21 protein-coding genes are annotated in these 23,522 nt (G+C 72.3%); 10 read left to right on the top strand and 11 right to left on the bottom strand.

Going from position 1 to position 23,522, the window contains the following annotated elements; translation table 11 throughout:
- Position 1: 1 nt before the first annotated feature.
- Together OHT57_RS38440 and OHT57_RS38435 are read right to left on the bottom strand one after the other, a co-directional pair.
- On the bottom strand, positions 2 to 538 hold the full coding sequence (locus OHT57_RS38440; RefSeq protein WP_328751401.1) for a (2Fe-2S)-binding protein: 537 nt from the start codon (positions 536 to 538) through the stop codon (positions 2 to 4).
- Positions 538 to 1,428: an FAD binding domain-containing protein gene (locus OHT57_RS38435; protein ID WP_328751400.1), complete on the bottom strand. Its 891-nt coding sequence runs from the start codon at positions 1,426 to 1,428 to the stop codon at positions 538 to 540. Before OHT57_RS38435 ends, OHT57_RS38440 begins: the two co-directional genes overlap by 1 nt.
- Before the next feature lie 342 nt (positions 1,429 to 1,770).
- Here OHT57_RS38435 and OHT57_RS38430 point away from each other — a divergent pair, with 342 nt between their 5' ends.
- Together OHT57_RS38430 and OHT57_RS38425 are read left to right on the top strand one after the other, a co-directional pair.
- Positions 1,771 to 3,444: a PucR family transcriptional regulator gene (locus OHT57_RS38430; protein ID WP_328751399.1), complete on the top strand. Its 1,674-nt coding sequence runs from the start codon at positions 1,771 to 1,773 to the stop codon at positions 3,442 to 3,444.
- Positions 3,445 to 3,571: 127 nt separating this feature from the next.
- Positions 3,572 to 4,345, top strand: a complete 774-nt coding sequence (locus tag OHT57_RS38425; RefSeq protein ID WP_328751398.1) for a hypothetical protein — start codon at positions 3,572 to 3,574, stop codon at positions 4,343 to 4,345.
- A 323-nt stretch (positions 4,346 to 4,668) separates the two neighbouring features.
- On the opposite strand, the gene OHT57_RS38420 is transcribed toward OHT57_RS38425, so the two are convergent.
- A complete protein-coding gene (locus OHT57_RS38420; protein ID WP_443053533.1) occupies positions 4,669 to 5,457 on the bottom strand; it encodes a GntR family transcriptional regulator in 789 nt (262 codons plus the stop codon).
- 144 nt (positions 5,458 to 5,601) lie between these two features.
- Here OHT57_RS38420 and OHT57_RS38415 point away from each other — a divergent pair, with 144 nt between their 5' ends.
- Both OHT57_RS38415 and OHT57_RS38410 read left to right on the top strand, forming a co-directional pair.
- Entirely contained in the window at positions 5,602 to 6,468 is an 867-nt protein-coding gene (locus OHT57_RS38415) for a (2Fe-2S)-binding protein (protein WP_328751396.1), read from the top strand.
- Between the two features lie 315 nt (positions 6,469 to 6,783).
- Positions 6,784 to 7,815: a DUF2637 domain-containing protein gene (locus OHT57_RS38410; RefSeq protein ID WP_328751395.1), complete on the top strand. Its 1,032-nt coding sequence runs from the start codon at positions 6,784 to 6,786 to the stop codon at positions 7,813 to 7,815.
- 66 nt (positions 7,816 to 7,881) lie between these two features.
- Here OHT57_RS38410 and OHT57_RS38405 read toward each other — a convergent pair whose 3' ends face one another.
- The 3 genes from OHT57_RS38405 to OHT57_RS38395 form a co-directional block, all read right to left on the bottom strand.
- Positions 7,882 to 8,301, bottom strand: coding sequence for an ATP-binding protein (locus tag OHT57_RS38405; RefSeq protein WP_328751394.1), 420 nt, complete (start codon positions 8,299 to 8,301; stop codon positions 7,882 to 7,884).
- A gap of 810 nt (positions 8,302 to 9,111) precedes the next feature.
- Positions 9,112 to 9,591: a hypothetical protein gene (locus tag OHT57_RS38400; protein WP_328751393.1), complete on the bottom strand. Its 480-nt coding sequence runs from the start codon at positions 9,589 to 9,591 to the stop codon at positions 9,112 to 9,114.
- A gap of 140 nt (positions 9,592 to 9,731) precedes the next feature.
- Positions 9,732 to 10,343: a hypothetical protein gene (locus tag OHT57_RS38395; RefSeq protein WP_328751392.1), complete on the bottom strand. Its 612-nt coding sequence runs from the start codon at positions 10,341 to 10,343 to the stop codon at positions 9,732 to 9,734.
- A gap of 212 nt (positions 10,344 to 10,555) precedes the next feature.
- Between OHT57_RS38395 and OHT57_RS38390 the strand changes: the two genes are divergently transcribed.
- Positions 10,556 to 11,965, top strand: a complete 1,410-nt coding sequence (locus tag OHT57_RS38390; protein ID WP_328751390.1) for a helix-turn-helix domain-containing protein — start codon at positions 10,556 to 10,558, stop codon at positions 11,963 to 11,965.
- Between the two features lie 69 nt (positions 11,966 to 12,034).
- Here OHT57_RS38390 and OHT57_RS38385 read toward each other — a convergent pair whose 3' ends face one another.
- Together OHT57_RS38385 and OHT57_RS38380 are read right to left on the bottom strand one after the other, a co-directional pair.
- Positions 12,035 to 13,777 carry a pyruvate dehydrogenase gene (locus tag OHT57_RS38385; RefSeq protein WP_328751389.1) on the bottom strand — a complete coding sequence of 581 codons (1,743 nt, stop codon included), beginning with the start codon at positions 13,775 to 13,777 and terminating at the stop codon, positions 12,035 to 12,037.
- 54 nt (positions 13,778 to 13,831) lie between these two features.
- Positions 13,832 to 15,877 (bottom strand): protein phosphatase 2C domain-containing protein, encoded by a 2,046-nt coding sequence (locus tag OHT57_RS38380; RefSeq protein WP_328751388.1) that lies wholly within the window; start codon positions 15,875 to 15,877, stop codon positions 13,832 to 13,834.
- A gap of 403 nt (positions 15,878 to 16,280) precedes the next feature.
- Here OHT57_RS38380 and OHT57_RS38375 point away from each other — a divergent pair, with 403 nt between their 5' ends.
- Both OHT57_RS38375 and OHT57_RS38370 read left to right on the top strand, forming a co-directional pair.
- Positions 16,281 to 16,763 (top strand): DUF456 domain-containing protein, encoded by a 483-nt coding sequence (locus OHT57_RS38375; protein WP_328751386.1) that lies wholly within the window; start codon positions 16,281 to 16,283, stop codon positions 16,761 to 16,763.
- A gap of 76 nt (positions 16,764 to 16,839) precedes the next feature.
- A complete protein-coding gene (locus OHT57_RS38370; RefSeq protein ID WP_328751385.1) occupies positions 16,840 to 17,211 on the top strand; it encodes a PPOX class F420-dependent oxidoreductase in 372 nt (123 codons plus the stop codon).
- Positions 17,212 to 17,229: 18 nt separating this feature from the next.
- Here OHT57_RS38370 and OHT57_RS38365 read toward each other — a convergent pair whose 3' ends face one another.
- The 3 genes from OHT57_RS38365 to rsgA all read right to left on the bottom strand — a co-directional run bounded on the left by OHT57_RS38365 (position 17,230) and on the right by rsgA (position 20,365).
- A complete protein-coding gene (locus OHT57_RS38365) occupies positions 17,230 to 17,733 on the bottom strand; it encodes a methylated-DNA--[protein]-cysteine S-methyltransferase (RefSeq protein WP_328751384.1) in 504 nt (167 codons plus the stop codon).
- Positions 17,730 to 19,145: a DNA-3-methyladenine glycosylase 2 family protein gene (locus OHT57_RS38360; RefSeq protein ID WP_328753444.1), complete on the bottom strand. Its 1,416-nt coding sequence runs from the start codon at positions 19,143 to 19,145 to the stop codon at positions 17,730 to 17,732. The genes OHT57_RS38365 and OHT57_RS38360 overlap by 4 nt, the downstream gene beginning before the upstream one ends.
- 107 nt (positions 19,146 to 19,252) lie before the next feature.
- A complete protein-coding gene (gene rsgA, locus OHT57_RS38355) occupies positions 19,253 to 20,365 on the bottom strand; it encodes a ribosome small subunit-dependent GTPase A (RefSeq protein ID WP_328751383.1) in 1,113 nt (370 codons plus the stop codon).
- Positions 20,366 to 20,657: 292 nt separating this feature from the next.
- Between rsgA and OHT57_RS38350 the strand changes: the two genes are divergently transcribed.
- From OHT57_RS38350 to OHT57_RS38340, 3 genes are read left to right on the top strand one after another with little or no spacing between them, the layout of a single operon-like run.
- On the top strand, positions 20,658 to 21,809 hold the full coding sequence (locus OHT57_RS38350) for an NAD(P)/FAD-dependent oxidoreductase (protein ID WP_328751382.1): 1,152 nt from the start codon (positions 20,658 to 20,660) through the stop codon (positions 21,807 to 21,809).
- Entirely contained in the window at positions 21,806 to 22,105 is a 300-nt protein-coding gene (locus OHT57_RS38345; RefSeq protein WP_328751381.1) for a (2Fe-2S)-binding protein, read from the top strand. Before OHT57_RS38350 ends, OHT57_RS38345 begins: the two co-directional genes overlap by 4 nt.
- Entirely contained in the window at positions 22,098 to 23,510 is a 1,413-nt protein-coding gene (locus tag OHT57_RS38340) for an FAD/NAD(P)-dependent oxidoreductase (RefSeq protein ID WP_328751380.1), read from the top strand. Before OHT57_RS38345 ends, OHT57_RS38340 begins: the two co-directional genes overlap by 8 nt.
- The last annotated feature ends 12 nt before the right edge of the window (positions 23,511 to 23,522 follow it).

Here is a 23,522-nt window from a genome sequence, read left to right as displayed (position 1 = left end):
GTCAGACCCCCTGCGCTTGCCGGGCGGCCGCCAGGCGGACCGCGTCCATGATCTTCTCGTAGCCCGTGCAGCGGCACAGGTTGCCCGACAGCGCCTCGCGGATGTCCGCGTCGCTCGGGTTCGGGGTGCGCTCCAGCATCTCGTCGGCGGCGACCAGCAGCCCCGGTGTGCAGAAGCCGCACTGGATCGCGCCGGCGTCGATGAACGCCTGCTGGATCGGAGCGAGCTCGGTGCCCTCGCCGGTCTGCGAGTCCTGCCCCTCGGGCGCCTCGTGCCCGCACGCACGCTGCTTGGCGTGGTCCGCGAGCCCCTCGACGGTGACCACCTCGCGCCCCTCGACCTGGCCGGCGGCGACGAGGCACGAACACACCGGGACCCCGTCGAGCCGTACGGTGCACGAGCCGCACTCGCCCTGCTCGCAGGCGTTCTTCGAGCCCGGCAGCCCGAGCCGCTCCCGCAGCACGTACAGCAGGGACTCGCCCTCCCACACGTCGTCCGCTTCCTGCGGACGTCCGTTGACCGTGAAATTGACGCGCATCAGGCGACTCCCTCCGAGCGGGCGGCGGTGCCGCGGTACGACTCCCAGGTCCAGGTCAGCGTGCGGCGGGCCATGATGCCGACCGCGTGGCGGCGGTAGCTCGCCGTGCCCCGGACGTCGTCGATCGGGTTGCAGGAGGCGGCGCACAGGTCCGCGAACTGCTTGGCGACCGACGGGGTGATGATCCTTCCGTTGTCCCAGAACCCGCCCTCTTCCAGAGCGGCGTTCAGGAACTCCTCGGCGGCCTTGGCCCGGACGGGGGTGGGAGCGGCGGAACCGATCCCGGTCCGTACGGTCCGCGTCCTGGGGTGCAGCGCGAGCCCGAAGGCGCACACGGCGATCACCATCGCGTTGCGGGTGCCTACCTTGGAGTACTGCTGGGGCCCGTCGGCCTTCTTCACGTGAACGGCCCGGATGAGCTCGTCGGCGGCCAGCGCGTTGCGCTTCACGCCGGTGTAGAACGCGTCGATCGGGATGAGACGTGACCCCCGAACCGACTCCACCTCGACCTCGGCGCCCGCCGCGAGCAGGGCGGGGTGGGCGTCACCGGCCGGGGAGGCGGTGCCGAGGTTGCCGCCGACGCCGCCACGGTTGCGGATCTGCGGGGAGGCCACGGTGTGCGAGGCGAGGGCCAGGCCCGGCAGCTCACCGCGCAGGTTCTCCATGATGTGGGTGTACGGCACGGAGGCGCCGAGCCGCACGGAGTCCTCGCCGACCTCCCACTCGGTGAGGTCGGTGACGCGGTTCAGGTCGAGCAGGTACTCGGGCCGCCGGTGGTCGAAGTTGATCTCGACCATCACGTCGGTGCCGCCCGCGATGGGCACAGCGGTGGGGTGCTCGGCCTTTGCGGCGAGCGCCTCCTCCCAGCTGGCGGGGCGAAGGAAGTCCATGACCGGCTCTCTTCTACGTCTCGTGGTCGTACGGATCGAGCCAGATCGTGTGCGGCGCCCCCGGCTCGTTCATGTGCTGTTTACGTGGAGTGAAGCCAGTACACAGCGCCGTACTCCGACCGGGTCAGTCACGGAAACCATGAAGGAGTTGGCTGGTCGCGGCCCTCATCTTGTAGATTCGTATGAACAGAGGTCCTCAGTAACCTCCACGTCTTCCTGAGGAAACGTGCGACACGGCCCACGTGACCTGGGACACAGCCGGAAGGCGGCAGAAGCCGCTCCCCAGCCCACCGGTCCCCCTCCCCATCGTAGATTTCGAGACAGAGAACGGCGGCGACGAGAATGCGGCTGCGCGCACTGCTGGACACCGACGCGCTGGGCCTGCGGCTGCTCGGCGGCGAGGACGAGCTGGACCGCACCGTGCGCGGTGTGATGACCACGGACCTGCGCGACCCGAGCCGCTACCTCGCGGGCGGGGAGCTGGTCCTGACGGGCCTCGCCTGGCGCCGCGACGCCGCCGACTCGGAGCCTTTCGTACGACTGCTCGTACAGGCCGGGGTGGTCGCGCTGGCGGCCGGCGAGGCGGAACTGGGCAACGTCCCGGACGACCTGGTCGCCGCCTGCGAACGCCACCACCTCCCGCTCTTCGCGGTGCACGAGTCGGTGGCGTTCGCGACGATCACCGAGCATGTCGTACGGCAGGTCTCGGGCGAGCGCGCGGGCGACCTCGCGGCGGTGGTGGACCGGCATCGCCGCATGATGACGTCGGGTCCGGCGGGCGGCGGCCCCGACGTGGTCCTTGACCTCCTGGGCTCGGACCTGGACCTGCGCGCCTGGGTCCTGTCCCCCGTCGGGCGCCTGATCGCGGGTCCGAAGGTGGCGGGTCCGGGCCTGCCGGCCGACATCTGCGGGAAGCTCGCGGCGGAACACCTGGCAGCCGCCCGCACCGGCCGGCGCGGCCCCCACCGGGTCACGCTGGGCCCGTCGACGTACTCCCTCTTCCCGGTCCGCCCTCCCGGCCGCTCCACGGGGGCCGCGCGGGACGTGCGCGAAACCGTGCTCTCGGACTGGCTGCTGGCGGTCGAGGCGGACGCCGGTGACTGGCCGGAGGGCCGTCTGGACCTCCTCCAGGGCGTCACCCAGCTGATCGCGGTGGAGCGCGACCGCAGGGACGCGGCCCGCACGGTCCGGCGCAGGCTGGCCCAGGAGGTCCTGGAGCTGGTCCAGAGCGGAGCCGCCCCCGCCGAGATCGCCGCCCGCCTCCGGGTGGCGGCCCCGGTGCTCCTGCCCGGCCTCGGGGCGGCCCCGCACTGGCAGGTGGTCGTGGCGAAGGTCGAATGGCAGGACGGCGGCCTGGAGTGCGGTCCGGTGGCCCAGTCGCTCCTGGAGGAGATCCTGGTGGACCCCCTCGCGGCCGGCCCCGAACCCTCCGACCGCATCGCCGTGGCCCACACCGGGGACGAGGCGATCGCCCTGGTGCCCCTCCCTGCGGTCTCGGCCGAGCACGACGGCTCGGAGGCGGGCATCCTGGCCGAGGCCCTCCTGGAGTCGGTCCGGGACCCGCTCTCCGCGGGCCTGGACGGCGACGGCAGGGTCACCCTCGGAGTCAGCGCGACGGTGCACTCCGCGGAGGGCCTCAGAGGCGCCCTGGAGGAGGCCCGCCACGCCCGCAGGGTGGCGGCGGCCCGCCCGGGCGGTGTCTGCGCGGCAGGCCACCAGGAACTGGCGTCGCACGTCCTGCTGCTGCCGTTCGTGCCCGACGACGTCCGCCGGGCCTTCACGGCCCGTCTCCTTGACCCCCTGCGCGACTACGACCGCCGTCACCGGGCCGAGCTGATCCCCACCCTGGAGGCCTTCCTCGACTGCGACGGCTCCTGGACGCGCTGCGCCACCCGTCTCCACCTGCACGTCAACACGCTGCGCTACCGGGTCGGCCGCATCGAGCAGTTGACGAGCCGTGATCTCTCACGCCTTGAGGACAAGCTGGATTTCTTCCTGGCACTGAGGATGAGCTGACCACCGCGGGGCCCCCGATCCCCGCGACTTTGTGAATTCCTTCACCCACCCCCTTGGCCGGGCCCCGCGTTTCGTGCTGAGATGCCGCCACCACTCAAAGCTCGATGGCGCGCTCGGGGAGGGCAATGTGGCGGATTCCGCCATGTCTGGTAACGGAACGACCGCCGGCGACGATCCACTCCAGACCGCGGTATGGCGGCTGCGGTCCCGGGCCTGCTGGGCCGACGCGGCAGCCCTGCTCCAGCCGGTCACCGCGGCGGCGGCCCTGCAGCGCACCGCGCTGCTGGTGGAGCGCTGTCTGTACACCGAGCAGGGCTGGCCGGAGGCGGAGGACGCGCTGCGCACCGCCGAGGCCCTCGCCCACAGCGACGAGGAGCGGGGGGCCGCCGCTTGTGAACGGGGGCACCTTGCGTACACGGCGACACTTCACGGCGTCCGTGACCGCGCCGACGAGGCGAGAGCCGCGCTGGGCCGCGCGGCGGCGCTGATCCCCCCGGGGGCCGAGGACAGGGCGCTGCTGGACTTCCGCCGGGGTCTGCTGGCCGAGAACCTGGCCCACTCGCCCCAGTCGGCCCGCGCGGCCTACCGCCGCGCACACGCCGGCGCCACCGCCAACTCCGACCCCCTGCTCCTCTCCTGCACCTGGCGCCATCTCGCCGGACTGGCCCTGCGGGACGGGGAGTTGGCCGAGGCGCGACACGGATTCGCCGAATCGCTCAGGATCCGGGAGGAGTTGGGATACCTGGTGGGAACGGCACCGGCGCTCGCCTCCCTGGCGGACGCCGAGGTGGAGCCGGAGGCGTCCCGGCTGCGCGAGGAGGCGAGGCGGCTGCACCGGCTGCTCGGGGGTGTACCCACCTGGCTGGCACGCCAGTTGGCCCCGCCGGCGGCCAGCGCGTGAGCCGACGGCGCTCTGTGGGCCGGCCCCGAAAGTAGCGCCGTCCGCCTTCGAGGTGGGGCCGGCGGTGTCCGGCGCGGGCGGCGGTGAGCGGGGCGGCGGGTCAACCCGCTACGAGGTCCCGCCCGGTCGGCGACATCAGACCGGCACGCTCGCCGCACCGGCGCCGGCCGTCGGGAACGGCACGCGATCACCCGTCCGGCAGTCCCGCACCGGGTCTGCCGGGCGTCGTGGGGCCGCTGAGATCCCTCAGCAGGGCCCGATCACGCGGTGCGCCGCCCCGGCCGAACCCGAACCCGGACCGACTCGCCGGCCCGCCGCAGGCATCACGCGCTGGTGAAGTGCCCGCCCACCAGACCCCGCACCGCATCCAGGTCCCGCGCGATCAACGCGTCCAGCAGCGCCGCGTGTTGCGCCGCGTCCGCGACAAGGTCCGCCCGGCCCCGCGACGCGGGGCTGCCGACCAACGGCCACTGCGAGCGTCGGTGCAGGTCCGCCGTGATCCGGACCAGCTGCTCGTTCCCCGACGGCAGCAGCAGCGCCCGGTGGAACGCCCGATCGGACTCGGCGTACGTCGCCGGGCATCCGGACGACGCCGCCCGCACCGTGGCGTCCGCCAACGGCCGCAGTTCCGCCCAGCGTTCGACGGCCACGCTCCGCGCCAGCCGCAGCATCACCGGCACTTCGATCAGTGCCCGAATCTCCGCCAGCTCGGCCAGTTCACGAGCTCCCCGCTCGACCACCCGGAAGCCGCGGTTGGGGACGACCTCCACGGCCCCCTCCAACGCGAGCTGCTGCATGGCCTCCCGCACCGGAGTGGCCGAGACCCCGAAGCGCTCACCCAGCGCGGGCGCCGAGTACACCTCGCCGGGCCGCAGCTCCCCCGCCACCAGGGCCGTACGCAGAGCGTCGACGATCTGCCCCCGCACGGAGGCACGCTGCACGACGGGCCGCGGAATCGGGACCTCGCTGTGCGTGTGCTCGCCCCGGACACCGGATCCCGCCTCGGGCCGGGCCCGGGCCACGTCGGAGGCCCGCAGCTGCGGCGGCACCCGAGCCGCTCCCACAGCCTGATCCATGGGTCCTCCTCCGGACGTGTCGGTACTTGGGGTCATTACTGCGGGTTGTTACTCACCCGTCAAGCACCTTAGGCGCAGAAGGCCTCAGTTCAAATCCCCACGAGGTCGGGTAAGGTAAGCCTTACCTCTGAAGGGCGCCCCTGCGCGCTCGCGACGACGACTGCGAAACGGTGGCCCCGCATGCCCGTACCGCTGCTCGCCCCCCGTTCGGCCGTCACGGACGCGTACGCGCGCGTGACCGCGGCCCTGCCGGAACTGACGGTCACGGAGGTGCCGGCGGACACTCCCCTGCCGAGCACCGACGGCTGGGTCACCGCCGCGGCTCTCGCCGAGGGCGGCGAGGCCCTGGACGCCTTCCTCGCCTGGGACGACGAGCAGATAATCCGGGACAACGGCAAGAAGGCCCGCCCGGACGTGACCGCCGGCTTCGGGCTGCACCGCTACGCCTGGCCGGCCTGCCTCCTCTTCACGGCACCCTGGTTCCTGCACCGCAGGGTCCCCCGCTATCCCGTGACACACGTCTCGTACGACCGCACCCAAGGCCGGATGGCCCTCGCGGTCCACCCGGGCCCGTTCGCCTGCCTCCCGGACGACCCGGCGGCGGCCCTTCCCGGCGCTTGCACGGTCCGGGACGAGGAGGCCCTGCGCGCCGAACTGAGGGAGGCGGCAGCCGCACACATGGAGCCGCTCCTCGCCGCGTTCGGCCCGCGCATGCGCCGCCGCGGCAGGGCACTGTGGGGCATGGTGACCGACGAGATGGTCGAGGGCGTCTGGTACGTCGCCGGACTTCTCGGCGAGCACGAGAAGCGCCGGGCCGAGCACGCCCTGGAGCTCCTCCTGCCCGGGACGCCCGGGACGACCAAGCCGTACGTCGGCTCACCCGGCTTCCGCGCACTGAGCGGCCCGGACGGCGCACCCCTGTCCACCCGGGACCGGGTGAGCTGTTGCATGTACTACACGCTGGACCCGGACGACGCCTGCACCACCTGCCCGCGCACCTGCGACACGGCCCGGATCGCCAAGCTCACGGCGGCCGCTGCGAGTTGAGGCCCCCTCAGAGGGACCCCCGCGCGGGTACAGGTTCCCCGTCCCGTAAGATCAACGCCGAGTGGGACGCCCGTTCGGTTACAGGCAATTCACAACTTCCTCACTTCTCGCAGGAACTTTCCGTTGAACCACCCGTACGGGTAGTCTTATTCGAACTCAACTCCCGCCCCTCAAGCGGCAGTTCGAGCAATACGCTGCCCTGGGCAACTCCCTTGCACTTCCTTGGCGGCCTCTTGCCCCGAAACCCCCTGAGGGCCGGTGGGAGTGGGCCACTATGGCGGGCGTTACGCCCTATCCCAATGCAAGGGACCCCAGATGAGACTGACCGACATATCGCTTAACTGGTTGCTTCCGGGCGCCGTACTGCTCCTGGGCATGCTGGCGGCGGTGGCGGTGCTCGCGCGGAGCAAGCGGTCCGGCGGGGAGCACGCGAAAGACGACTCGTGGGAGCGGACCGAGGAGCGCCGCAGGCGCAAGGAAGCCATATACGGCACCGCCTCCTATGTCCTCCTCTTCTGCTGTGCGGCGGTGGCTGCCGCGCTCTCCTTCCACGGACTGGTCGGCTTCGGCCAGCAGAACCTCGGCCTGACCAACGGCTGGGAATACCTGGTGCCGTTCGGCCTGGACGGAGCGGCGATGTTCTGCTCCGTGCTCGCGGTGCGCGAGGCCAGCCACGGTGACGCGGCGCTCGGCTCCCGGATACTGGTGTGGACGTTCGCGGGTGCGGCGGCCTGGTTCAACTGGGTGCACGCGCCCAGGGGTTTCGGCCACGACGGCGCGCCGCAGTTCTTCTCCGGCATGTCCATGTCCGCGGCCGTCCTGTTCGACCGCGCGCTGAAGCAGACCCGCCGCGCCGCGCTGCGCGAGCAGGGTCTGGTACCGCGGCCGCTGCCGCAGATCCGCGTGGTGCGTTGGCTGAGGGCGCCGCGTGAGACGTACAAGGCCTGGTCGCTGATGCTTCTGGAGAACGTCCGCAGCCTCGACGAGGCGGTCGACGAGGTCCGCGAGGACCAGCGCCAGAAGGAGACGACGCGCCTGCGGCGTCGCGAGCAGCAGCGGGTGGAGCGGGCGCAGCTCAAGGCCATCAGCCGCGGTCACCGCGGTTTCGTCGGCCGGGGCGGGCGCCAGTTGGAGCAGCCGCAGGCGGCGCTGGAGCGGGCCTCGACGGAGCCTTCCATACCCGCCCCGGACCCGCTGCCGGTACGTCAGCGGCCCTCTCTGCAGCCCGTGCGACACGGGGCCGATTCGCACTCGGTCGACCTCACTTCGGAGGACGACACAATGGCGCTGCCGCGTCTCGACTCCCTTGAGCGCAAGCTGAAGGACCTTGAGCAGCAGTTCGGCTGAGGCCGAAAGGCCGGAGCACCACGGGAAGGGGGCGTGACCGACGCGGTCACGCCCCCTTCCCGTGGTTCACGCCGCTCCGGCGTCGAGTTCGAACCAGACGGCCTTGCCCACGCCGTGCGCCTGGACACCCCAGGCGTCCGCGAGGGACTGCACCAGGACCAGGCCCCGGCCGTGTCCGTCGTCGGCGCTGGGCCCGCGCATCCGGGGCAGGCGGGCGACGAAGTCACGTACCTCCACCCGCAGCGCCCGGGGCCCAACTGTGGCAGTGACGACCGCCTCGTGATCGGTGTGCACGAGCGCGTTGGTGACGAGTTCGCTGGTGAGCAGTTCCGCTATCTCCGATCGCCCCGGCCTTCCCCACTGCCGTAGCAACTCGCGCAGAGCCCTGCGTGTCTCCGGTACGGCCCCCAGGTCCGCCCGCTCCAGTGTGCGCCGGAGCTGAGGCGACCTCGCCTGCTCCGAGGCGCTGTCGGCCCTCACTTCCACTGTCTCCGCCGAGAAGGCCCCTCCTGCTGTGGGACCGCCTCCTCGTGCCTGCCTCTTCATGACCCCCGCCCGCGTGCCGATGTGGGTTCCCCTCCTGCTCGAACACGTTCACGGGGATCCATGCCCCGTAGTTCATGCGGCAGTCATGTCGAGTCGTCGACGACCAGGTGTTCGGCCATGCCTGCGGCCGTGGTTCGGGGTCCGTACCGCGCCCTGCGAACCGCCGTTCCCCCCACGCCGGTTCCGGCGGAACGGCACCCCGTGGCAGGTCCTGCGGGCCGCCCGGTACGCGCTGCTCGCGCCGCGGGTCCCGTCCGTGGGGCATGCGCCCGGCGGGCCGGTGCCGGTGACCCGCCCGCCGCCCACCGCACGCGAGCCCGTCACCGGCCGGGGCGGTACGGGAGAACCCCTGGTCGACGGGGTGGTCCCGAGAGGGGGGCCAGTTGGCGGGACCGGGGCGCCCATGCGGTGGTCAGCCCCGCTCCAGGGGCGCCGGGTCCCCGGGGCCGGGGTGCGGGGTCTGCCGTACGACGTCTCGGGTGACCCTGCAACGGCCGACACCCCCGCCACGGCCGGGCGGGGGTGAGCCGGTTCATCGGTGCCCGGAGGCGGCGGGCGGCCCCGCGCTGCCGCGGAGCTCGGCACCCGCGCGGGTCCGGGACACCCTGACCGGCGGGCATGGGCCGTACTGCCGACTCCACCCTGCTGATCCGGCCGTACGGGGCGAAGAGGTGCGGCAGTTGGTACGGCGCCGCGGGACACCCTCGGATCCGGTGTCCCGCGGCTCGGCAAACTGGCCGGAATCCGCCGTCACTTACCCGCGACGGCCTTGGTGTTGATGCCCTTGGTGCCGATGTGGACGATCTTGTGGGTGCTACGGGTCATGTCGACGACCACGGTGCTGGTCTGTCCGGCGCTCCAGGTGAGGGTGACGACCGCCTCGGTGTACTTGGCGGTGCCGTTGTCGGTGACCTTCCAGGCGAGGGGGACGTTCTGGGCACGCAGGACGCCGTCGGCGTGCTCCTTGGCCTCCCAGGCGTCGAGTTCCTTCTGGAAGCCGGGCGTGAGGTACTGCGCGCGGAGCGCGTCCTGGAGTCCGCCGCTGCCCTCGTCGGTCACCGCGTCGATGTAGGTGCCGTAGAAGTCGGCGATGCGGGTGATGTTGTCGGACGGCTTTCCGCTGACGCTGCGCGGTGCGCCGGCGGAGGCCTGGGCGGTGACGCCGAGTCCGAGGGCCAGAGCGAGGCCGGCGGCAAGGGCGGTGCGGCGGATCGCCTTGGTGGTGTTCATCAGTGTTCCCCGTTTTCTTTCCGGTCTTCCCGGACGCAGGTACTTCTTGAGTGGTGCGGATGGTCCTGGTGCTTGGGCCGGTGAGCCGGTCCGTGTGGGGCCGCCCGCCCGACCCCCGTGCGGGAGGGCGGCCCCGGTCCTCAGTGGAGCTTGTTCACCGCGGTGACGGTCGTGTGCTTGAAGGCCTTCACCGGGACGCCGGTGAAGTCGCCCAGCTGCGACCAGTCCACGACGGTGACGGTCCGGTCGTCCCGGCCGACGGAGAGGAGGCTGACATCGGTGGCGCCGTACGAGGTCTCCGTGTGCAGACCGTGTACATGGGCGCCCTCCTCGACCGCGACCTTGCCGTAGTCCTTGTACGTGGCCTCGACCTCCGGGTCGGACTGTTCGAGGCGGTCCGCGCAGCTGCGGATCTCCCTGTTCATCCGGGCGGCGAGGGCCGCGGCCTTGGCCTTGGTGCCGACCTCGATCGTCAGCTGCCGGGCGCTGGTGTCCAGGTCGGTACGGAAGTCGCGGTACCGGGAGTCGTATCCCGGCAGGGCGTCCCGCAGGCAGAGCTGCAGTTCCTCCGGGACCCCGTCGGTCACCTTGCCCGCAGTCCAGGTGGACGAGGGGTGCGGGGGGAGTTCCTTGGCGGCGAGAAAACGGGGGGCGGCCGGGGCGGCACCCGCCTGTACGGCCAGGGTGACACCGAGCACGGCGCTGGTGAGAGAGAGTACGGTGAGCGTGCCTGCTCGGATGTGCTTGGGCATGGGTGTCCCCCGTGAGATGTGTGCATGAGTGTGGGATGCCGCGACGGCGCCGGATGGTCGGTCCGGGCCGGTCGGTGTGACACCAAGAGCATCAGCCGTCACGCCGGGCGGACGCAACATGGGACACGGGATCCAGCGGCATGGAACCATCCCAGGCCGTCTGACGTGCAGGTATAGGGAGTGCCTGGGATGCGGGATCAAGGGGGAAATCGTTGTCGGCACCGGAATCACAGGACGAGGTCCAGGAGTTCGCGGCCCTGCTGCGGCGGCTGAAGGAGCGCACGGACCGCAGTTACGGTTCGCTGGCGCGGCGGCTGAACATGAACACCTCGACCCTGCACCGGTACTGCGCGGGCGACGCGGTGCCGCTGGACTTCGCGCCGGTGGAGCGGTTCGCCGCGCTGTGCGGGGGGTCGGCCGAGGAACGGATGGAGCTGCACCGGCTGTGGCTCGCGGCGGTGGCGGCGAGACAGCGGCCACGGACGGCGGAGCCGACGGGGCCGTCGGAGGCAACGGAGTCGTCGGAGGCTCTCGTCGTGCCGGCCGAGGCAGAGGGAGAGCCGCGCGCGGAGGCAGCCGGTGGGCCGGGCTCGGAGAACAAGGACGAGGACGAGCAGAAGGGTGAGAGTGAGGGTGGGCAGGACACCGTGCGCGTGACGGCGTCCGCTCCCCCGCCCCGCCCCTGGTTCCGCCGCCGGCGTTTCCTCGTCACCGCGGCCGTCGTGGTGGTCGCCCTCGCCACCCTGGGCAGTCTGTCGGCGCTGCCGTCCGGCCGTCCCGCCTCGGACCATGTGGCCCAGGCTCCTGACCCGACGTCCCGGACGACCGTGGCGGGCCTGCCCGGCCGTTCCGGGTCGCCGTCACCGAGCCCCTCCGCCACATCCGCCTCCCCTTCGGCCAAGGCCACCGGAACAGGACCCTCCGCTTCGGCGTCCCACGGTCGCGGCAGCTCGAAGGAGAGCCCGGGGGCCGCAGGGCGGGGAAATTCCGTCGGCACTCCGCTGGCCTGGAGCGCGAACTCCCAGATCTGGGAAGGCGGTTGCGGCCACGACTACGTCATCGACAAGCCGCCCTCCCAGGTTCCCCCGCCCCCGCTCGTGCAGGACGCCGGGACCTGGGCGGCGACGCAGGGCGCGGTGCACGGGCGGGAGACGAAGGTGCAGATCTCCGTACAGGGGCGGTCGTCCACGGCCGTCGTCCTGGAGGCACTCCGCGTCCGGATCACCGGCCGCAGTTCCCCGGCACCCGGTACCGCGTACGCCATGGACCAGGGCTGCGGCGGCGGGCTCACCCCCCGCGGCTTCGACGTGAACCTGGACATCGACCGCCCCATCGCTCACGCGGTCGCGGGCAACGACACCGGACAGACCATCCCCGCGGTGGAGTTCCCCTACCGGGTCTCCGCCACGGACCCGGAGGTGCTGCTGGTCTCCGCGACGACGCAGACCTACGACTGCAGCTGGTACCTCGAACTCGACTGGTCCTCCCAGGGCCGCACCGGCACGGTCCGCATCGACGACCACGGCCGCCCGTTCCGCACGACCAGCATCAAGGGCCTGACCCGTCTCTGGTACGGCACGAACAGCGCCGGTGAGCGGGCGTGGGTGCCGTCGGGCACGTAGGGCGCTTGTGACGGCTGCTTCAAGCGTCGTCACAAACGCCCCGCGAACAGCGCTTCGGATCGGGTCGGCTCAGGGCCGGGGCATGTTGCGCAGGTTGGAGCGGGCCATCTGGAGCATGCGGCCCACTCCGCCGTCGAGGACGATCTTGGAGGCGGACAGGGCGAAGCCGGTGACCATCTCCTTGCTGATCTTCGGCGGGATGGAGAGGGCGTTGGGGTCGGTGACGACGTCGACGAGGGCCGGGCCCTTGTGCCTGAGCGCCGACTTCAGGGCCCCGGCGAGGTCCTTGGGCTTCTCTACGCGCACGCCGTGCGCACCGCAGGCGCGGGCCACTGCCGCGAAGTCGGGGTTCTTGTTCGTGGTGCCGTAGGAGGGGAGTCCGGCGACCAGCATCTCCAACTCGACCATCCCGAGCGAGGAGTTGTTGAAGAGGACGACCTTGACCGGCAGGTCGTACTGCACGAGGGTCAGGAAGTCGCCCATCAGCATGGAGAATCCGCCGTCGCCGGACATCGACACGACCTGCCGGTTCCGGTCGGTGAACTGCGCTCCGATCGCCATCGGCAGCGCGTTCGCCATCGACCCGTGGGAGAAGGAACCGATCACCCGGCGGCGGCCGTTGGGGGTGATGTACCGGGCGGCCCAGACGTTGCACATGCCGGTGTCGACGGTGAACACCGCGTCGTCGTCGGCGAGTTCGTCGAGTACGGAGGCCACGTACTCGGGGTGGATCGGGACGTGCTTCTCGACCTTGCGGGTGTACGCCGTGACGACCCCTTCGAGCGCGTCGGCGTGCTTCTTGAGCATCTTGTCGAGGAAGCGCCTGTTCGTCTTCTCCCGCACCCGGGGCGTCAGACAGCGCAGGGTCTCCTTCACATCGCCCCAGACGGCGAGGTCGAGCTTGGAGCGGCGGCCCAAGTGCTCCGGGCGCACGTCGACTTGGGCGATCTTGACGTCGTCGGGGAGGAAGGCGTTGTAGGGGAAGTCGGTGCCCAGCAGGATCAGCAGGTCGCACTCGTGGGTGGCTTCGTAGGCGGCGCCGTAGCCGAGCAGTCCGCTCATGCCGACGTCGTACGGGTTGTCGTACTGGATCCACTCCTTGCCCCTGAGGGCGTGCCCCACCGGTGACTTGATCTTCTCCGCGAACTCCATGACCTCGGCGTGCGCGCCCGCCGTGCCGCTGCCGCAGAAGAGGGTGATCTTCTCGGCCTCGTCGATCATCGCGACCAGCTTGTCGATCTCCGCGTCACCGGGGCGGACGCTGGGCCGGGACGTGACCAGCGCGGTCTCGGCGGCCTTGTCTGGGGCGGGCTGGTCGGCGATGTCTCCGGGGAGGGAGACGACGCTGACGCCGGAACGGCCGACGGCGTTCTGGATGGCGGTCTGCAGCAGCCTCGGCATCTGCTGGGGACTGGAGATCAGCTCGCTGTAGTGGCTGCACTCCTGGAACAGGCGGTCGGGGTGGGTCTCCTGGAAGTAGCCGAGACCGATCTCGCTGGAGGGGATGTGCGAGGCGAGGGCGAGGACGGGGGCCATGGAGCGGTGGGCGTCGTAGAGGCCGTTGATGAGGTGCAGGTTGCCGGGCCCGCAGGAGCCGGCGCAGGCCGCCAGCTTGCCGGTGATCTGCGCCTCGGCGCCCGCGGCGAAGGCGGCGGTCTCCTCGTGCCGGACGTGCACCCAGTCGATGGCGGAGTTGCGGCGGACGGCGTCCACGACGGGGTTGAGGCTGTCGCCGACGACGCCGTAGAGGCGTTCGACTCCGGCTTTGACGAGGATGTCCACGAACTGCTCGGCGACGTTCTGTTTGGCCATGAATCCATGCACCCCTTCGGTCTCCTTGGGTCCATCAATCCACAATGACCGCGATCACGCCTCCCAAACCGCCGCGGCCGTACGGTCGTCCGCGTACCCCTTGGCCCGGACCTGGCTGTCGGCGAGGAACGCGGCGAGGCCGGGCGCGGTGGGTCCCGACCATCGCCCCGTGAGGTATTCGCACAGTTCGGGCTCGCCGCGCAGGGGTTCGGCGAGGCCACCGGTGCACATCAGGAGGGTGTCCCCCGGGCGGGCGACGGAGGCACGGAAGCGGAAGGGTTCGCGGTGCGGCTCCGGGGCGGGTTCGTAGGGGCTCGGGGGTGTGGGGATGCCCAGGTCCATGGTGAGCCGGTCGCCCTCGGGGGTCTCCGGGGGCAGCGAGCCGAAGCCGACGACCGGTTCACCGGTGATGTCGGTGATCCGGGGTTCGATGTCGTGCCATTCGCCGTCGCGGAGCCGGAACAGGCCGCCGGCGCCGACGCCGAAGAAGACCCGGACACGGCACTCGGGGTCGGCGGGCAGCAGCAGACAGCGCAGGGTGGCCGCGTACTCCTCCGGGTCGATGCCCTGCTCGGTGGCGCTGGCACGGAGTTTGCCGAGACTGCGGTCCGTGAGCCGGTGCAGGCCGGACTTGAGATCACCGCGGCGGGCATCGGTGATGTCCTGGGCGAGCCGTGCGTGACTGCGGCCGACGGCCCGCCCGATCCAGTGGCAGGCCTCGGCGGCGGCACGGTGGGCGCCCGGGGTGGCGCGGGCACCGGTCGCCATGGCGACGAGGATCAGCGCCTGCTCTCCGGTGCCGAACCGGGCCGTGAGCAGGGAGTCCCGGCGCGGCTCGCCCCGGAACCGGGCGGAGTCGCCCCGCACGGAGACGGCGCGGAGTGTGCAGGCTCCGTACGAGGCCCCGTCCAGCACGGTGTCGGGGACCAGATCGTCCAGCTCGTCGGGGTCGGCGGGCGGGAGGGCGGTGGGTTCGGCGTCGTAGGTGGGAGGGCCGGAGCCGACGAACCCGACGGGGACCGGCGGGAGGGTGGGGAGGTCCACCCGGGTTGCGGTGCGCAGGCTCTGGGGGGCGGGGTCCGAGGCCGGGCGGGGTGCTTCGGCCTCGGCTTCGACGCCTTCGCCGCGCTGCGGGGAGGCCGTGGGGGCGGGCCCCGCGTCCTGGCCGGGTGCGGGGGGCTCGGGCATCGGGTTGGGCTGGGTGGAGCCGGGGCCGGTACGGGCCGCCGCATCGGCGGGTTTCCGGGCGGGGACGGGGGGAGCGGCGGCCCACCAGTCGTCCCCGCTGCGGGGCGCGTCCGCTGTGCTTCGGGGGCCGGGAGGGGGCTGGGGGCTCGGGGAATTCTGGGGGGTCTGCGGGGTCTGGGGGGTCTGCAGGGTCTGCGGGTTCTGGGATCCGGGGAGGTCCTGGGGGCCTGCATCGGCGGCCGTGCCTTCGGAGCCGCGGCCCGTCGGGATGGTCCGGCCGGTGTCCTGTGCCGAATGGGGCGGGGTGGCAGGGCGGAGGGGTGGATCGGTCCGGCCGGTGTCCTGTGCCGAATGGGGCAGGGGTGTCGGGGTCGGCGCGTCGGAGGGCGTCCGGGAGGCCGGAATGTTGGTGACGGGGGACGTCTCCGTGGACGTACGGCTGCCGGGCGGTGGAACCGGGCGGTCCTCGGGACGGCGCTCGACGAAGCCGGGCGGCTTGGGGCCGGGCGGGAACGCCGCGGGATCCTCGGGCACGTCGGGCGCGTCGGACGGCGGTTCCCAGGGGACGCGGTGCCGGCCCGAGCTCGCCCGGGGCGGGGCCTCAGGTGCCTCGGGGAAACCGGATCGCGGCGCGGGAACACCGGTGCCGGGCCGACGGCCCGCCTCGTCCGCGGCACCCCGTCCGGGGCCGGGGCCGGGCCGCCCGTCGTCGAACCCTGTCCCGGCGCCCTCACCCGGGACGCTCGTCGCGGCCACGGATCCGGACCCGTCTCTCACGGCTCCCGCCGCCGAGGCGTAACGGTCGTCCAGTGAGTCCGGGGCCGGTGTGGGACCCGTGTCGTCCGTGGAGTCGTACAGCTGCCCCCACCAGTCGTCCTCGTGACCCGTGGGCTTTCCCCCCTGCTGGCTCATGCCCCCAATTGTCCACCGCGCGGGCCGGATGGAAACGGGGCATCCCTAAAATCGCGCTACGACCCCGCCCGTCGAACGGCGTGTCGAGTGAACGGTCGAACAGGTGTGGCGCAAGAGGTCGCCGGGTGGTTCCACCCCCCACGGGAGAACCACCCGGCGACGCCGGTGCGACCCGGAGCCCGGCCCAGGTCCGGTCCAGGTCGGTCCTGAGTGTGACCTTCTTCCCTGTCGTCGAGCTGTGATGCCCGGCGGTTCACCGGGTGCCACGACGGCCTCGTGGCAGGCGTCGCGTGCCCGGGCCGTAGAGCGCCGAGCGGAACGGCTGAGGAGCCGGCGTACCGGGAGTGGCCCGTACGGGCATCGCTGACCTGCGCTTCCTCCCGTTCTCCTGCACCCTGGACGCATGGGAGTGTGGGACCTCCTGCTCGTCGGCCTGGTCATGCTGTTCGGTCTGGTCGGCGTGCTGGTGCCCGGCGTGCCGGGGTCGTGGTTCGTGTGGGCCGCGGTCCTGTGGTGGGCGCTGAAGGATCCGCAGCCGGTCGCCTGGGGCGTGCTGGTGGGGGCGACCGCCGCCCTGTTCCTGTCCCAGGTGGTGCGCTGGGCGTTGCCGCCGCGCCGGCTGCGGGCGAGCGGGGCCACTGCGCGCATGGGGGTGTACGCGGGAGCCGGGGCCTTCCTCGGTTTCGTCCTGATTCCCGTGCTGGGCGCGATCCCGGGGTTCATGGCGGGCATCTACGTCTCGGAACGCCTCCGCTTCGGCCGGCACGGAGAGGCGAAGGCCGCCCTGCGTACGGCGATGCGCTCGGGCGGCTCCAGCGTGCTGACGGAACTGTTCACCTGTCTGCTGATCATGGGCGCGTGGCTGGGCACGGTGTTCTGGGGCTGATGTAGGACCGCAGACCGGGTGAGTCTGGGCCGACAGCCCGATGTGCGGACGGCGCGAGCGTGTTTGGGTGGCGGGCATGACCGCATTCAGCGAGACCGAGCGCGCGTATCTGACGTCGCAGCGGCTGGGGCGCCTGGCCACCGTGGACGAGCACGGGCAGCCGCAGGCGAACCCGGTCGGCTTCTTCCCGCAGGACGACGGCACCATCCTCATCGGCGGTTACGCGATGGGCCGGACCAAGAAGTGGCGCAACCTCCAGAAGAACCCGAAGGTCGCACTGGTCGTCGACGACATCGCGAGCCTGAATCCGTGGACGGTGCGCGGCATCGACATCCGCGGGGAGGCGGAACTCCTCACGGGCCCGCACGAGTTGGGGCCGCATTTCAGTGAGGAGCTGATCCGCATCCATCCGCGGCGGATCCACAGCTGGGGGCTGGAGGAGAGCTAGTCCGCCCCACCCGGTGGATCATGCCGGTGTCACGGGTGTCCCGAGGGCCGCTTCCAGCGTGAGCAGGGTCGTCTTGCGCTCCAGGCCGCCCGCGTATCCGGTGAGGGAGCCGTTCGCGCCGATCACTCGGTGGCAAGGGCGCAGGATCAGCAGCGGGTTGGCGCCGATCGCGCCGCCGACGGCCCGGACGGCGACGCGGGTGGCACCGATGCGGGCGGCGATCTCGCCGTACGTCGTGGTCGCGCCGTACGGCACGTCGTCGAGGGCGTCCCAGACACGGGTGCGGAACTCGGTGCCCTCGGGGCGCAACTCCAGCTGGAACTCCTTGAGTTCACCGGCGAAGTAGGCGGCGAGCTGCTCCTGGGCCGCCCGGAAGGGGGCGGGGTCGCGGAGCCAACTCTCCTGGACGGTACGGCCGTTCTTCTGCCCGGGCACGGAGAGCGAGGTCAGCGCGCCGGTCTCGTCGGCGGTGAGCAGGAGCTCGCCGACGGGGCTGTCGAAGTGGGTCCAACGGGTGGTCATGAGTACTCCAACTCCCCTGCTGCAAGCAGGTGTTGCCAGGCGTAGGAGCGCCAGGGGCGCCAGGTGTCCGGGATGTCGTGGCCGGGTGGGGCGACGTCGGGGTCGCCGAGGGCTCGGGCGCGGATGACAGCGACGGTACGGGCGTCCAGGCCCGGCAGGGCGTGCAGCGCGTGCTGGGCGGCGTCGCGGTCGGCGCCGGGGTCGAGTCGTACGGTGCCGTCGGCGAGGGCGGTGGCGAGCGTGCCCACGGGGCCTGCGATGTCGGTGAGGGCGGCGGCCTCGGGGAACAGGTGCGTGAGGCTGCCGCAGGGGGCGTCCAGGGTCTTGCCGTAGTGCTGGACGAGCCGTTCGGATTCCGCAGGGCCCACCAGTGCCCGTACGGCGAACTCCTCGGGGTCGGCGGCGCCGGGCGAGCGGAGTCCGGGGCGGGTGGCGACCCGGGGAGCGAGCCGCGGGTCCGCGCCGAGTCGCTCGTCGACGGCGTAGGGATCGGCGTCGAGGTCGAACAGGCGTCGCAGCCGTCCGACGGCGGTGGTCAGGTCGCGGGGGTCGGTGAGGTGCACATGGGCGTCGAGCCAGCCGCCGGGGTGGGCACCGGAGACGGTCCTGGCGGTGCCGGGCCGTTCCTGGACGGCGGCGATCCCGGTGCCGTGCGGAAGGCGCAGCGCCCGGCGGTAGGTGCGCCGCCCGGGTGTCCCGCTCACCTCCTCGACGCCGGGTACGGCCTCGCTCGCGAGCAGGTCGAAGACGGCGCCGGACCGGTAGGGGCCGCGGTGGGCCAGTCGTAGCGGAACGCCTGCTGTGGGGGTGGCCGCGCGCCGGGTGGTGCGGGCTGCGGCGCGCAGGTCGCTCGGCGTCGAGGCGTAGATCTCCCGGACCGTGTCGTTGAACTGCCGCACGCTGGCGAAGCCCGACGCGAACGCGATCTCCGTGACGGCCAGGCCGGTGGTCTGGAGCAGGACTCGCGCGGTGTGGGCTCGCTGGGCGCGGGCCAGGGCGACCGGCCCGGCGCCCAGTTCGGCGGTGAGCTGGCGCTGGACCTGGCGTGCGCTGTAGCCGAGCCGGCCCGCGAGCCCGGCGACGCCCTCACGGTCGACGACACCGTCACCGATCATGCGCATCGCCCGGCCCACGACGTCCGCACGCACGTTCCAGTCCGCGGAACCGGGCACCGCGTCCGGACGGCACCGCCGGCAGGCCCGGAAACCGGAGCCCTGCGCGGCGGCGGCCGTCGCGTAGAAGCGGACGTTGCGGCGCTTCGGGGTCACCGCGGGGCAGCTGGGCCGGCAGTAGATCCCGGTCGTCTCGACGGCGAAGAAGAACTCCCCGTCGAACCGGGCGTCCCGGCTGCGTACGGCTTCGTACCTGGTGTCCTCGTACGTGGTGTCCTCGTACCTGGTGTCCTCGTCCATCACGCCATCCAGTGTCCGCCGCCCCGAGCGCCACGGCTGGCGGAAATCGGACATGGCGTCGTGGAGGGCGGGGAGCCGTGAGGGGCCGGCCCCCGCCCGGCTGCCCGTTACGCCCAGCGCCCCCGCTTCGCCTCCATCGCCGCCTTGCCCTCCGCACCCTTCTTCTTCCAGTCCTTCCGGATCTCGGCACGCAGCCGGGCGTCGGTCTTCGCCACGATCCGCTGGTTCTCCCGGATCAGTTTCCGATAGCTCTCCAGCCGTCGCTCGGGCAGCTCACCGGAGTCGATCGCCACCAGCACCGCGCATCCCGGCTCGCTCTCGTGCGCGCAGTCGTGGAACCGGCACCGCCCGGCCAGCGCCTCGATCTCCGAGAACACCTGCCCGACGCCGGTCCCGGCGTCCCACAGGCCCACGCCTCGCAGGCCGGGTGTGTCGATCAGCACGCCCCCGCCCGGCAGGGCGAGGAGGTTGCGGGTGGTCGTCGTATGGCGCCCCTTGCCGTCCACGTCGCGGGTGGTGTGCACCGTCATCACGTCCTGGCCGACGAGCGCGTTGGCGAGCGTCGACTTTCCCGCACCGGACTGCCCGAGCAGTACAGACGTACCGCCGCAGACGACGGCGACGAGGACGTCGAGTCCGTCACCGCCCAGTGCGCTGACGGTCAGCACCGGCACGCCCGGCGCCGCGGTCTCCACGTCCTGCACGAGATACGTGAGCGTCGCCGTGTCCGGCACGAGGTCGGCCTTGGTGAGCACGACCACCGGCTGTGCGCCGCTCTCCCAGGCGAGCGCGAGGAACCGCTCGATGCGGCCGAGGTCGAGTTCGACGGCCAGCGATACGGCGATGATCGCGTAATCGACGTTGGCGGCGAGGATCTGGCCCTCGGACCGCTTGGAGGAGGTGGAGCGCACGAAGGCGGTACGGCGAGGCAGCAGCGTCCGCACGTACAACGGGTCGGTGCCTTCAGGATCGACGGCGACCCAGTCCCCCGTGCACACCACCTTCATCGGGTCACGGGGAACGACGAACTCGGTGTCGGCACGGACATTGCCAGCCGGTGTGGCGACATCGCAGAGGCCGCGGTCGACCCGCACGACGCGGCCGGGCAGGAGGCCCTGCCCGACGTAGGGAGCAAACTCCGCTTCCCAACCCTCGTCCCAGCCGTACAGGGCGAGAGGGTGCGAGGAAGTCGAAGAAGCAGAAAGAGAAGAGAGATTCAAGGGAAACCCTTCACAGGGCGGCCCCGGCACCAGAAGTGGATGTCAGCCGGCGGCCACGGAGGTGGACTGGATGGATTCCTGCATGCGGGCAGCGCGCGTCGCAAAGACAGCCATCGGTCGACACCTCCCTTGTTCCTCGCTCGTAGGACACGACAGCCGTGAGCCGTCGTGCGAAGTGGTCCTCACCTTAGGGGCGCCCGCACGGGGGTGCCACAGGTTTTCCGGGCTCTCACCGCTCGAGGTCGGGCACGCAGATGTTCCCCGAAAGAGAGGCATGTGACATAGTACTGGCGTGAGTAAGCGACTGACCTGCGATGTCGTGGTCGTCGGGGCCGGGATGGTGGGCGCGGCGTGTGCCCTCTACGCGGCCCGGGCGGGCCTCGACGTGATCGTCGTCGATCGCGGCCCGGTGGCCGGCGGTACGACCGGAGCCGGTGAGGGCAATCTCCTGGTCTCCGACAAGGAGCCGGGGCCCGAACTCGAACTCGCCCTGCTGTCCGGCCGGTTGTGGACCGAACTGGCGGAAGAACTCGGCGCGGCGATCGAGTACGAACCCAAGGGCGGTGTGGTCGTCGCCTCCTCCCCCGCCGGTCTCGAAGCCCTGGAGAGGTTGGCGACCGACCAACGGGCCGCCGGGGTCGAGGCAGTGCGGGTGGATGCTGGTCAACTGCACGATCTGGAGCCCCACTTGGCGCCCGGGCTCGCGGGCGGCGTGCACTACCCCGAGGACGCCCAGGTGATGCCCACGCTGGCCGCGGCCCATCTCGTACGGGCCTCGGGTGCCCGGCTGCGCACCGGGGTCACCGTGACCGAGGTGCTGCGCGGCGCCGACGGCGGCGTACGCGGTGTGCGGACCGACCGCGGCGAGATCCACGCCCCGCACGTCGTCAACGCCGCCGGGACCTGGGGCGGAGAGCTGGCCGCGCTGGCGGGGGTGAGCCTGCCCGTGCTCCCCCGGCGCGGTTTCGTCCTCGTCACGGAGCCGCTGCCGCGCCTGGTCCGCCACAAGGTGTACGCCGCCGACTATGTGGCCGACGTCGCCAGCGACTCGGCGGCCCTTCAGACCTCGCCGGTCGTCGAGGGGACGGCCGCCGGTCCGGTCCTGATCGGTGCGACACGCGAACGGGTGGGATTCGACCGGTCGTTGTCGCTGCCGGCCCTGCGGGCGCTGGCCGCGGGCGCGACCCGGCTGTTCCCGTTCCTGGAGCGGGTGCGCGCGATGCGGACGTACCTGGGTTTCCGGCCGTACATGCCGGACCACCTGCCCGCGATCGGGCCGGACCCGCGGGTGCCCGGGCTGTTCCACGCGTGCGGCCACGAGGGCGCGGGCATCGGACTGTCCACCGGGACGGGGCAGTTGATCGCCCAGCTCATCACCGGCCGGGCTCCGGGCCTCGACCTCACGCCGTTCCGTCCGGACCGCTTCCCCTCGGAGGTCTCGTGAACCCGCTGGAGTTGGTGCGCGCCGAGCCCGGTCCCGCCTTCATCGTCACTCTCGACGGGCGGGAGATCGAGGCGCTGCCCGGGCAGACCGTCGCCGCCGCGCTATGGACGGCCGGCGTCACCTCCTGGCGCACCACCCGGGACACCGGCCGCCCGCGTGGGATCTTCTGCGGCATCGGCGTCTGCTTCGACTGCCTGGTGACCGTCAACGACCGCCCGAACCAACGGGCTTGCCTGATGCCCCTGCGACCGGGCGACGCGATCCGCACCCAGGAGGGAACGGGGCACGATGACTGAACCTAGCCGTGAACGACCCCACCTCGCGGTGATCGGCGCGGGCCCGGCCGGGCTGGCGGCCACCCTCGCGGCAGCCGCCCGCGGGGTCCACGTCACCCTGATCGACTCGGCGTCGGAGCCGGGCGGGCAGTTCTACCGACAGCCCGCGCCGGAGTTCGGTGCCCGCCGCCCGCAGGCACTGCATCACCAGTGGCGGACCTGGGAGAGGCTACGGGACGGTCTGGACATCCACGTACGGGCAGGCACGGTACGACATCTGACGGACCATCACGTCTGGTTCGTCGAGCGCCGGGACAGCGCCGACTTCACCGTGCACGCCCTGCTCGGCCCCGAGCAGGAGGAGCCGGCCGAGGTGCGCGCCGACGCCGTTCTCCTCGCCACCGGCGGCTACGAGAAGGTGCTGCCCTTCCCCGGCTGGACCCTGCCCGGTGTCGTCACGGCCGGCGGGGCGCAGGCCATGCTCAAGGGCGGCCTCGTCCTGCCCGGCCGTACCGCCGTCGTCGCCGGGACCGGACCGCTGCTGCTGCCCGTCGCCACCGGCCTCACCGCGGCGGGCGCCACCGTCGCCGCACTGGTGGACTCGGCCGACCCCAGGGCGTTCCTACGACGGTCCCGGGCGCTGTCGTCCCGACCCGACAAGGTCGCCGAAGCGGCCCGGTACGCGGGGCAGTTGCTCCGGCACAGGGTCCGCACTCTCCTCCACCACACCGTCGTGGAGGCGCACGGCACCGGGCGGGTGGAGGCCGTCACGATCGCGGCGCTCGACCGGGACGGGCGGGTGCGCCCGGCCACCCTGCGGCGTCTGACCTGCGACACCCTTGCCGTGGGGCACGGCATGCTGCCCCACACCGATCTCGCCGACGCGCTGGGCTGCCGTGTCGACGGGACGGACGTGTACGTCGACGACGAGCAGCGCACCGACGTGCCGGGTGTGTGGGCGGCTGGAGAGACCACCGGCATCGGGGGCTCCGCGCTCTCCCTCGCCGAGGGGCACATCGCCGGGCGGTCGATCGCGGCACGGTCGGCGGGACGCCGGCCGGACCCGGACGGGTGGGCGGCCGCCGTACGTGCCCGGGACGGGCTGCGCGCCTTCTTCGCCACCGTCGACTCCGTGTACGCGCCGCCCGCGCACTGGGCCGAGCAGGTCACCGACGACACGGTGGTGTGCCGCTGCGAGGAAGTGCCGGCCGGTGCGGTACGGCAGGCGGTGCGCGAGCTCGGCGCCGGTGATCTGCGGACCGTGAAGCTGCTGACGCGGGCCGGGATGGGCTGGTGCCAGGGCCGGATGTGCGGGCCCGGCGTCGCGGGGGTCGCCGGGTGCCCTGAGACAGCGGGACGCCGACCGTTCGCGCGGCCGGTCCCCCTGGGCGTACTGGCCCGGGCCGGAGAGATCGAGCCTCAGTGAAATGTCACACCC

Source organism: Streptomyces sp. NBC_00285 (genome assembly GCF_036174265.1).
Taxonomy (GTDB): Bacteria; Actinomycetota; Actinomycetes; order Streptomycetales; family Streptomycetaceae; genus Streptomyces.
This window is presented reverse-complemented; position numbering and strand designations above follow the sequence as displayed.

Bases quoted from the DNA above. Each gene is read 5' to 3' on its own strand.
- OHT57_RS38370 (WP_328751385.1), top strand. From the start codon at position 16,840: ATGACCGCATTCAGCGAGACCGAGCGCGCGTATCTGACGTCGCAGCGG.
- OHT57_RS38385 (WP_328751389.1), bottom strand. From the start codon at position 13,777: ATGGCCAAACAGAACGTCGCCGAGCAGTTCGTGGACATCCTCGTCAAA.
- OHT57_RS38395 (WP_328751392.1), bottom strand. From the start codon at position 10,343: ATGCCCAAGCACATCCGAGCAGGCACGCTCACCGTACTCTCTCTCACC.
- OHT57_RS38430 (WP_328751399.1), top strand. From the start codon at position 1,771: ATGCGGCTGCGCGCACTGCTGGACACCGACGCGCTGGGCCTGCGGCTG.
- OHT57_RS38375 (WP_328751386.1), top strand. From the start codon at position 16,281: ATGGGAGTGTGGGACCTCCTGCTCGTCGGCCTGGTCATGCTGTTCGGT.
- OHT57_RS38420 (WP_443053533.1), bottom strand. From the start codon at position 5,457: ATGACCCCAAGTACCGACACGTCCGGAGGAGGACCCATGGATCAGGCT.
- OHT57_RS38415 (WP_328751396.1), top strand. From the start codon at position 5,602: ATGCCCGTACCGCTGCTCGCCCCCCGTTCGGCCGTCACGGACGCGTAC.
- OHT57_RS38365 (WP_328751384.1), bottom strand. From the start codon at position 17,733: ATGACCACCCGTTGGACCCACTTCGACAGCCCCGTCGGCGAGCTCCTG.
- OHT57_RS38435 (WP_328751400.1), bottom strand. From the start codon at position 1,428: ATGGACTTCCTTCGCCCCGCCAGCTGGGAGGAGGCGCTCGCCGCAAAG.
- OHT57_RS38340 (WP_328751380.1), top strand. From the start codon at position 22,098: ATGACTGAACCTAGCCGTGAACGACCCCACCTCGCGGTGATCGGCGCG.
- OHT57_RS38440 (WP_328751401.1), bottom strand. From the start codon at position 538: ATGCGCGTCAATTTCACGGTCAACGGACGTCCGCAGGAAGCGGACGAC.
- OHT57_RS38410 (WP_328751395.1), top strand. From the start codon at position 6,784: ATGAGACTGACCGACATATCGCTTAACTGGTTGCTTCCGGGCGCCGTA.
- OHT57_RS38360 (WP_328753444.1), bottom strand. From the start codon at position 19,145: ATGGACGAGGACACCAGGTACGAGGACACCACGTACGAGGACACCAGG.
- OHT57_RS38400 (WP_328751393.1), bottom strand. From the start codon at position 9,591: ATGAACACCACCAAGGCGATCCGCCGCACCGCCCTTGCCGCCGGCCTC.
- OHT57_RS38380 (WP_328751388.1), bottom strand. From the start codon at position 15,877: ATGAGCCAGCAGGGGGGAAAGCCCACGGGTCACGAGGACGACTGGTGG.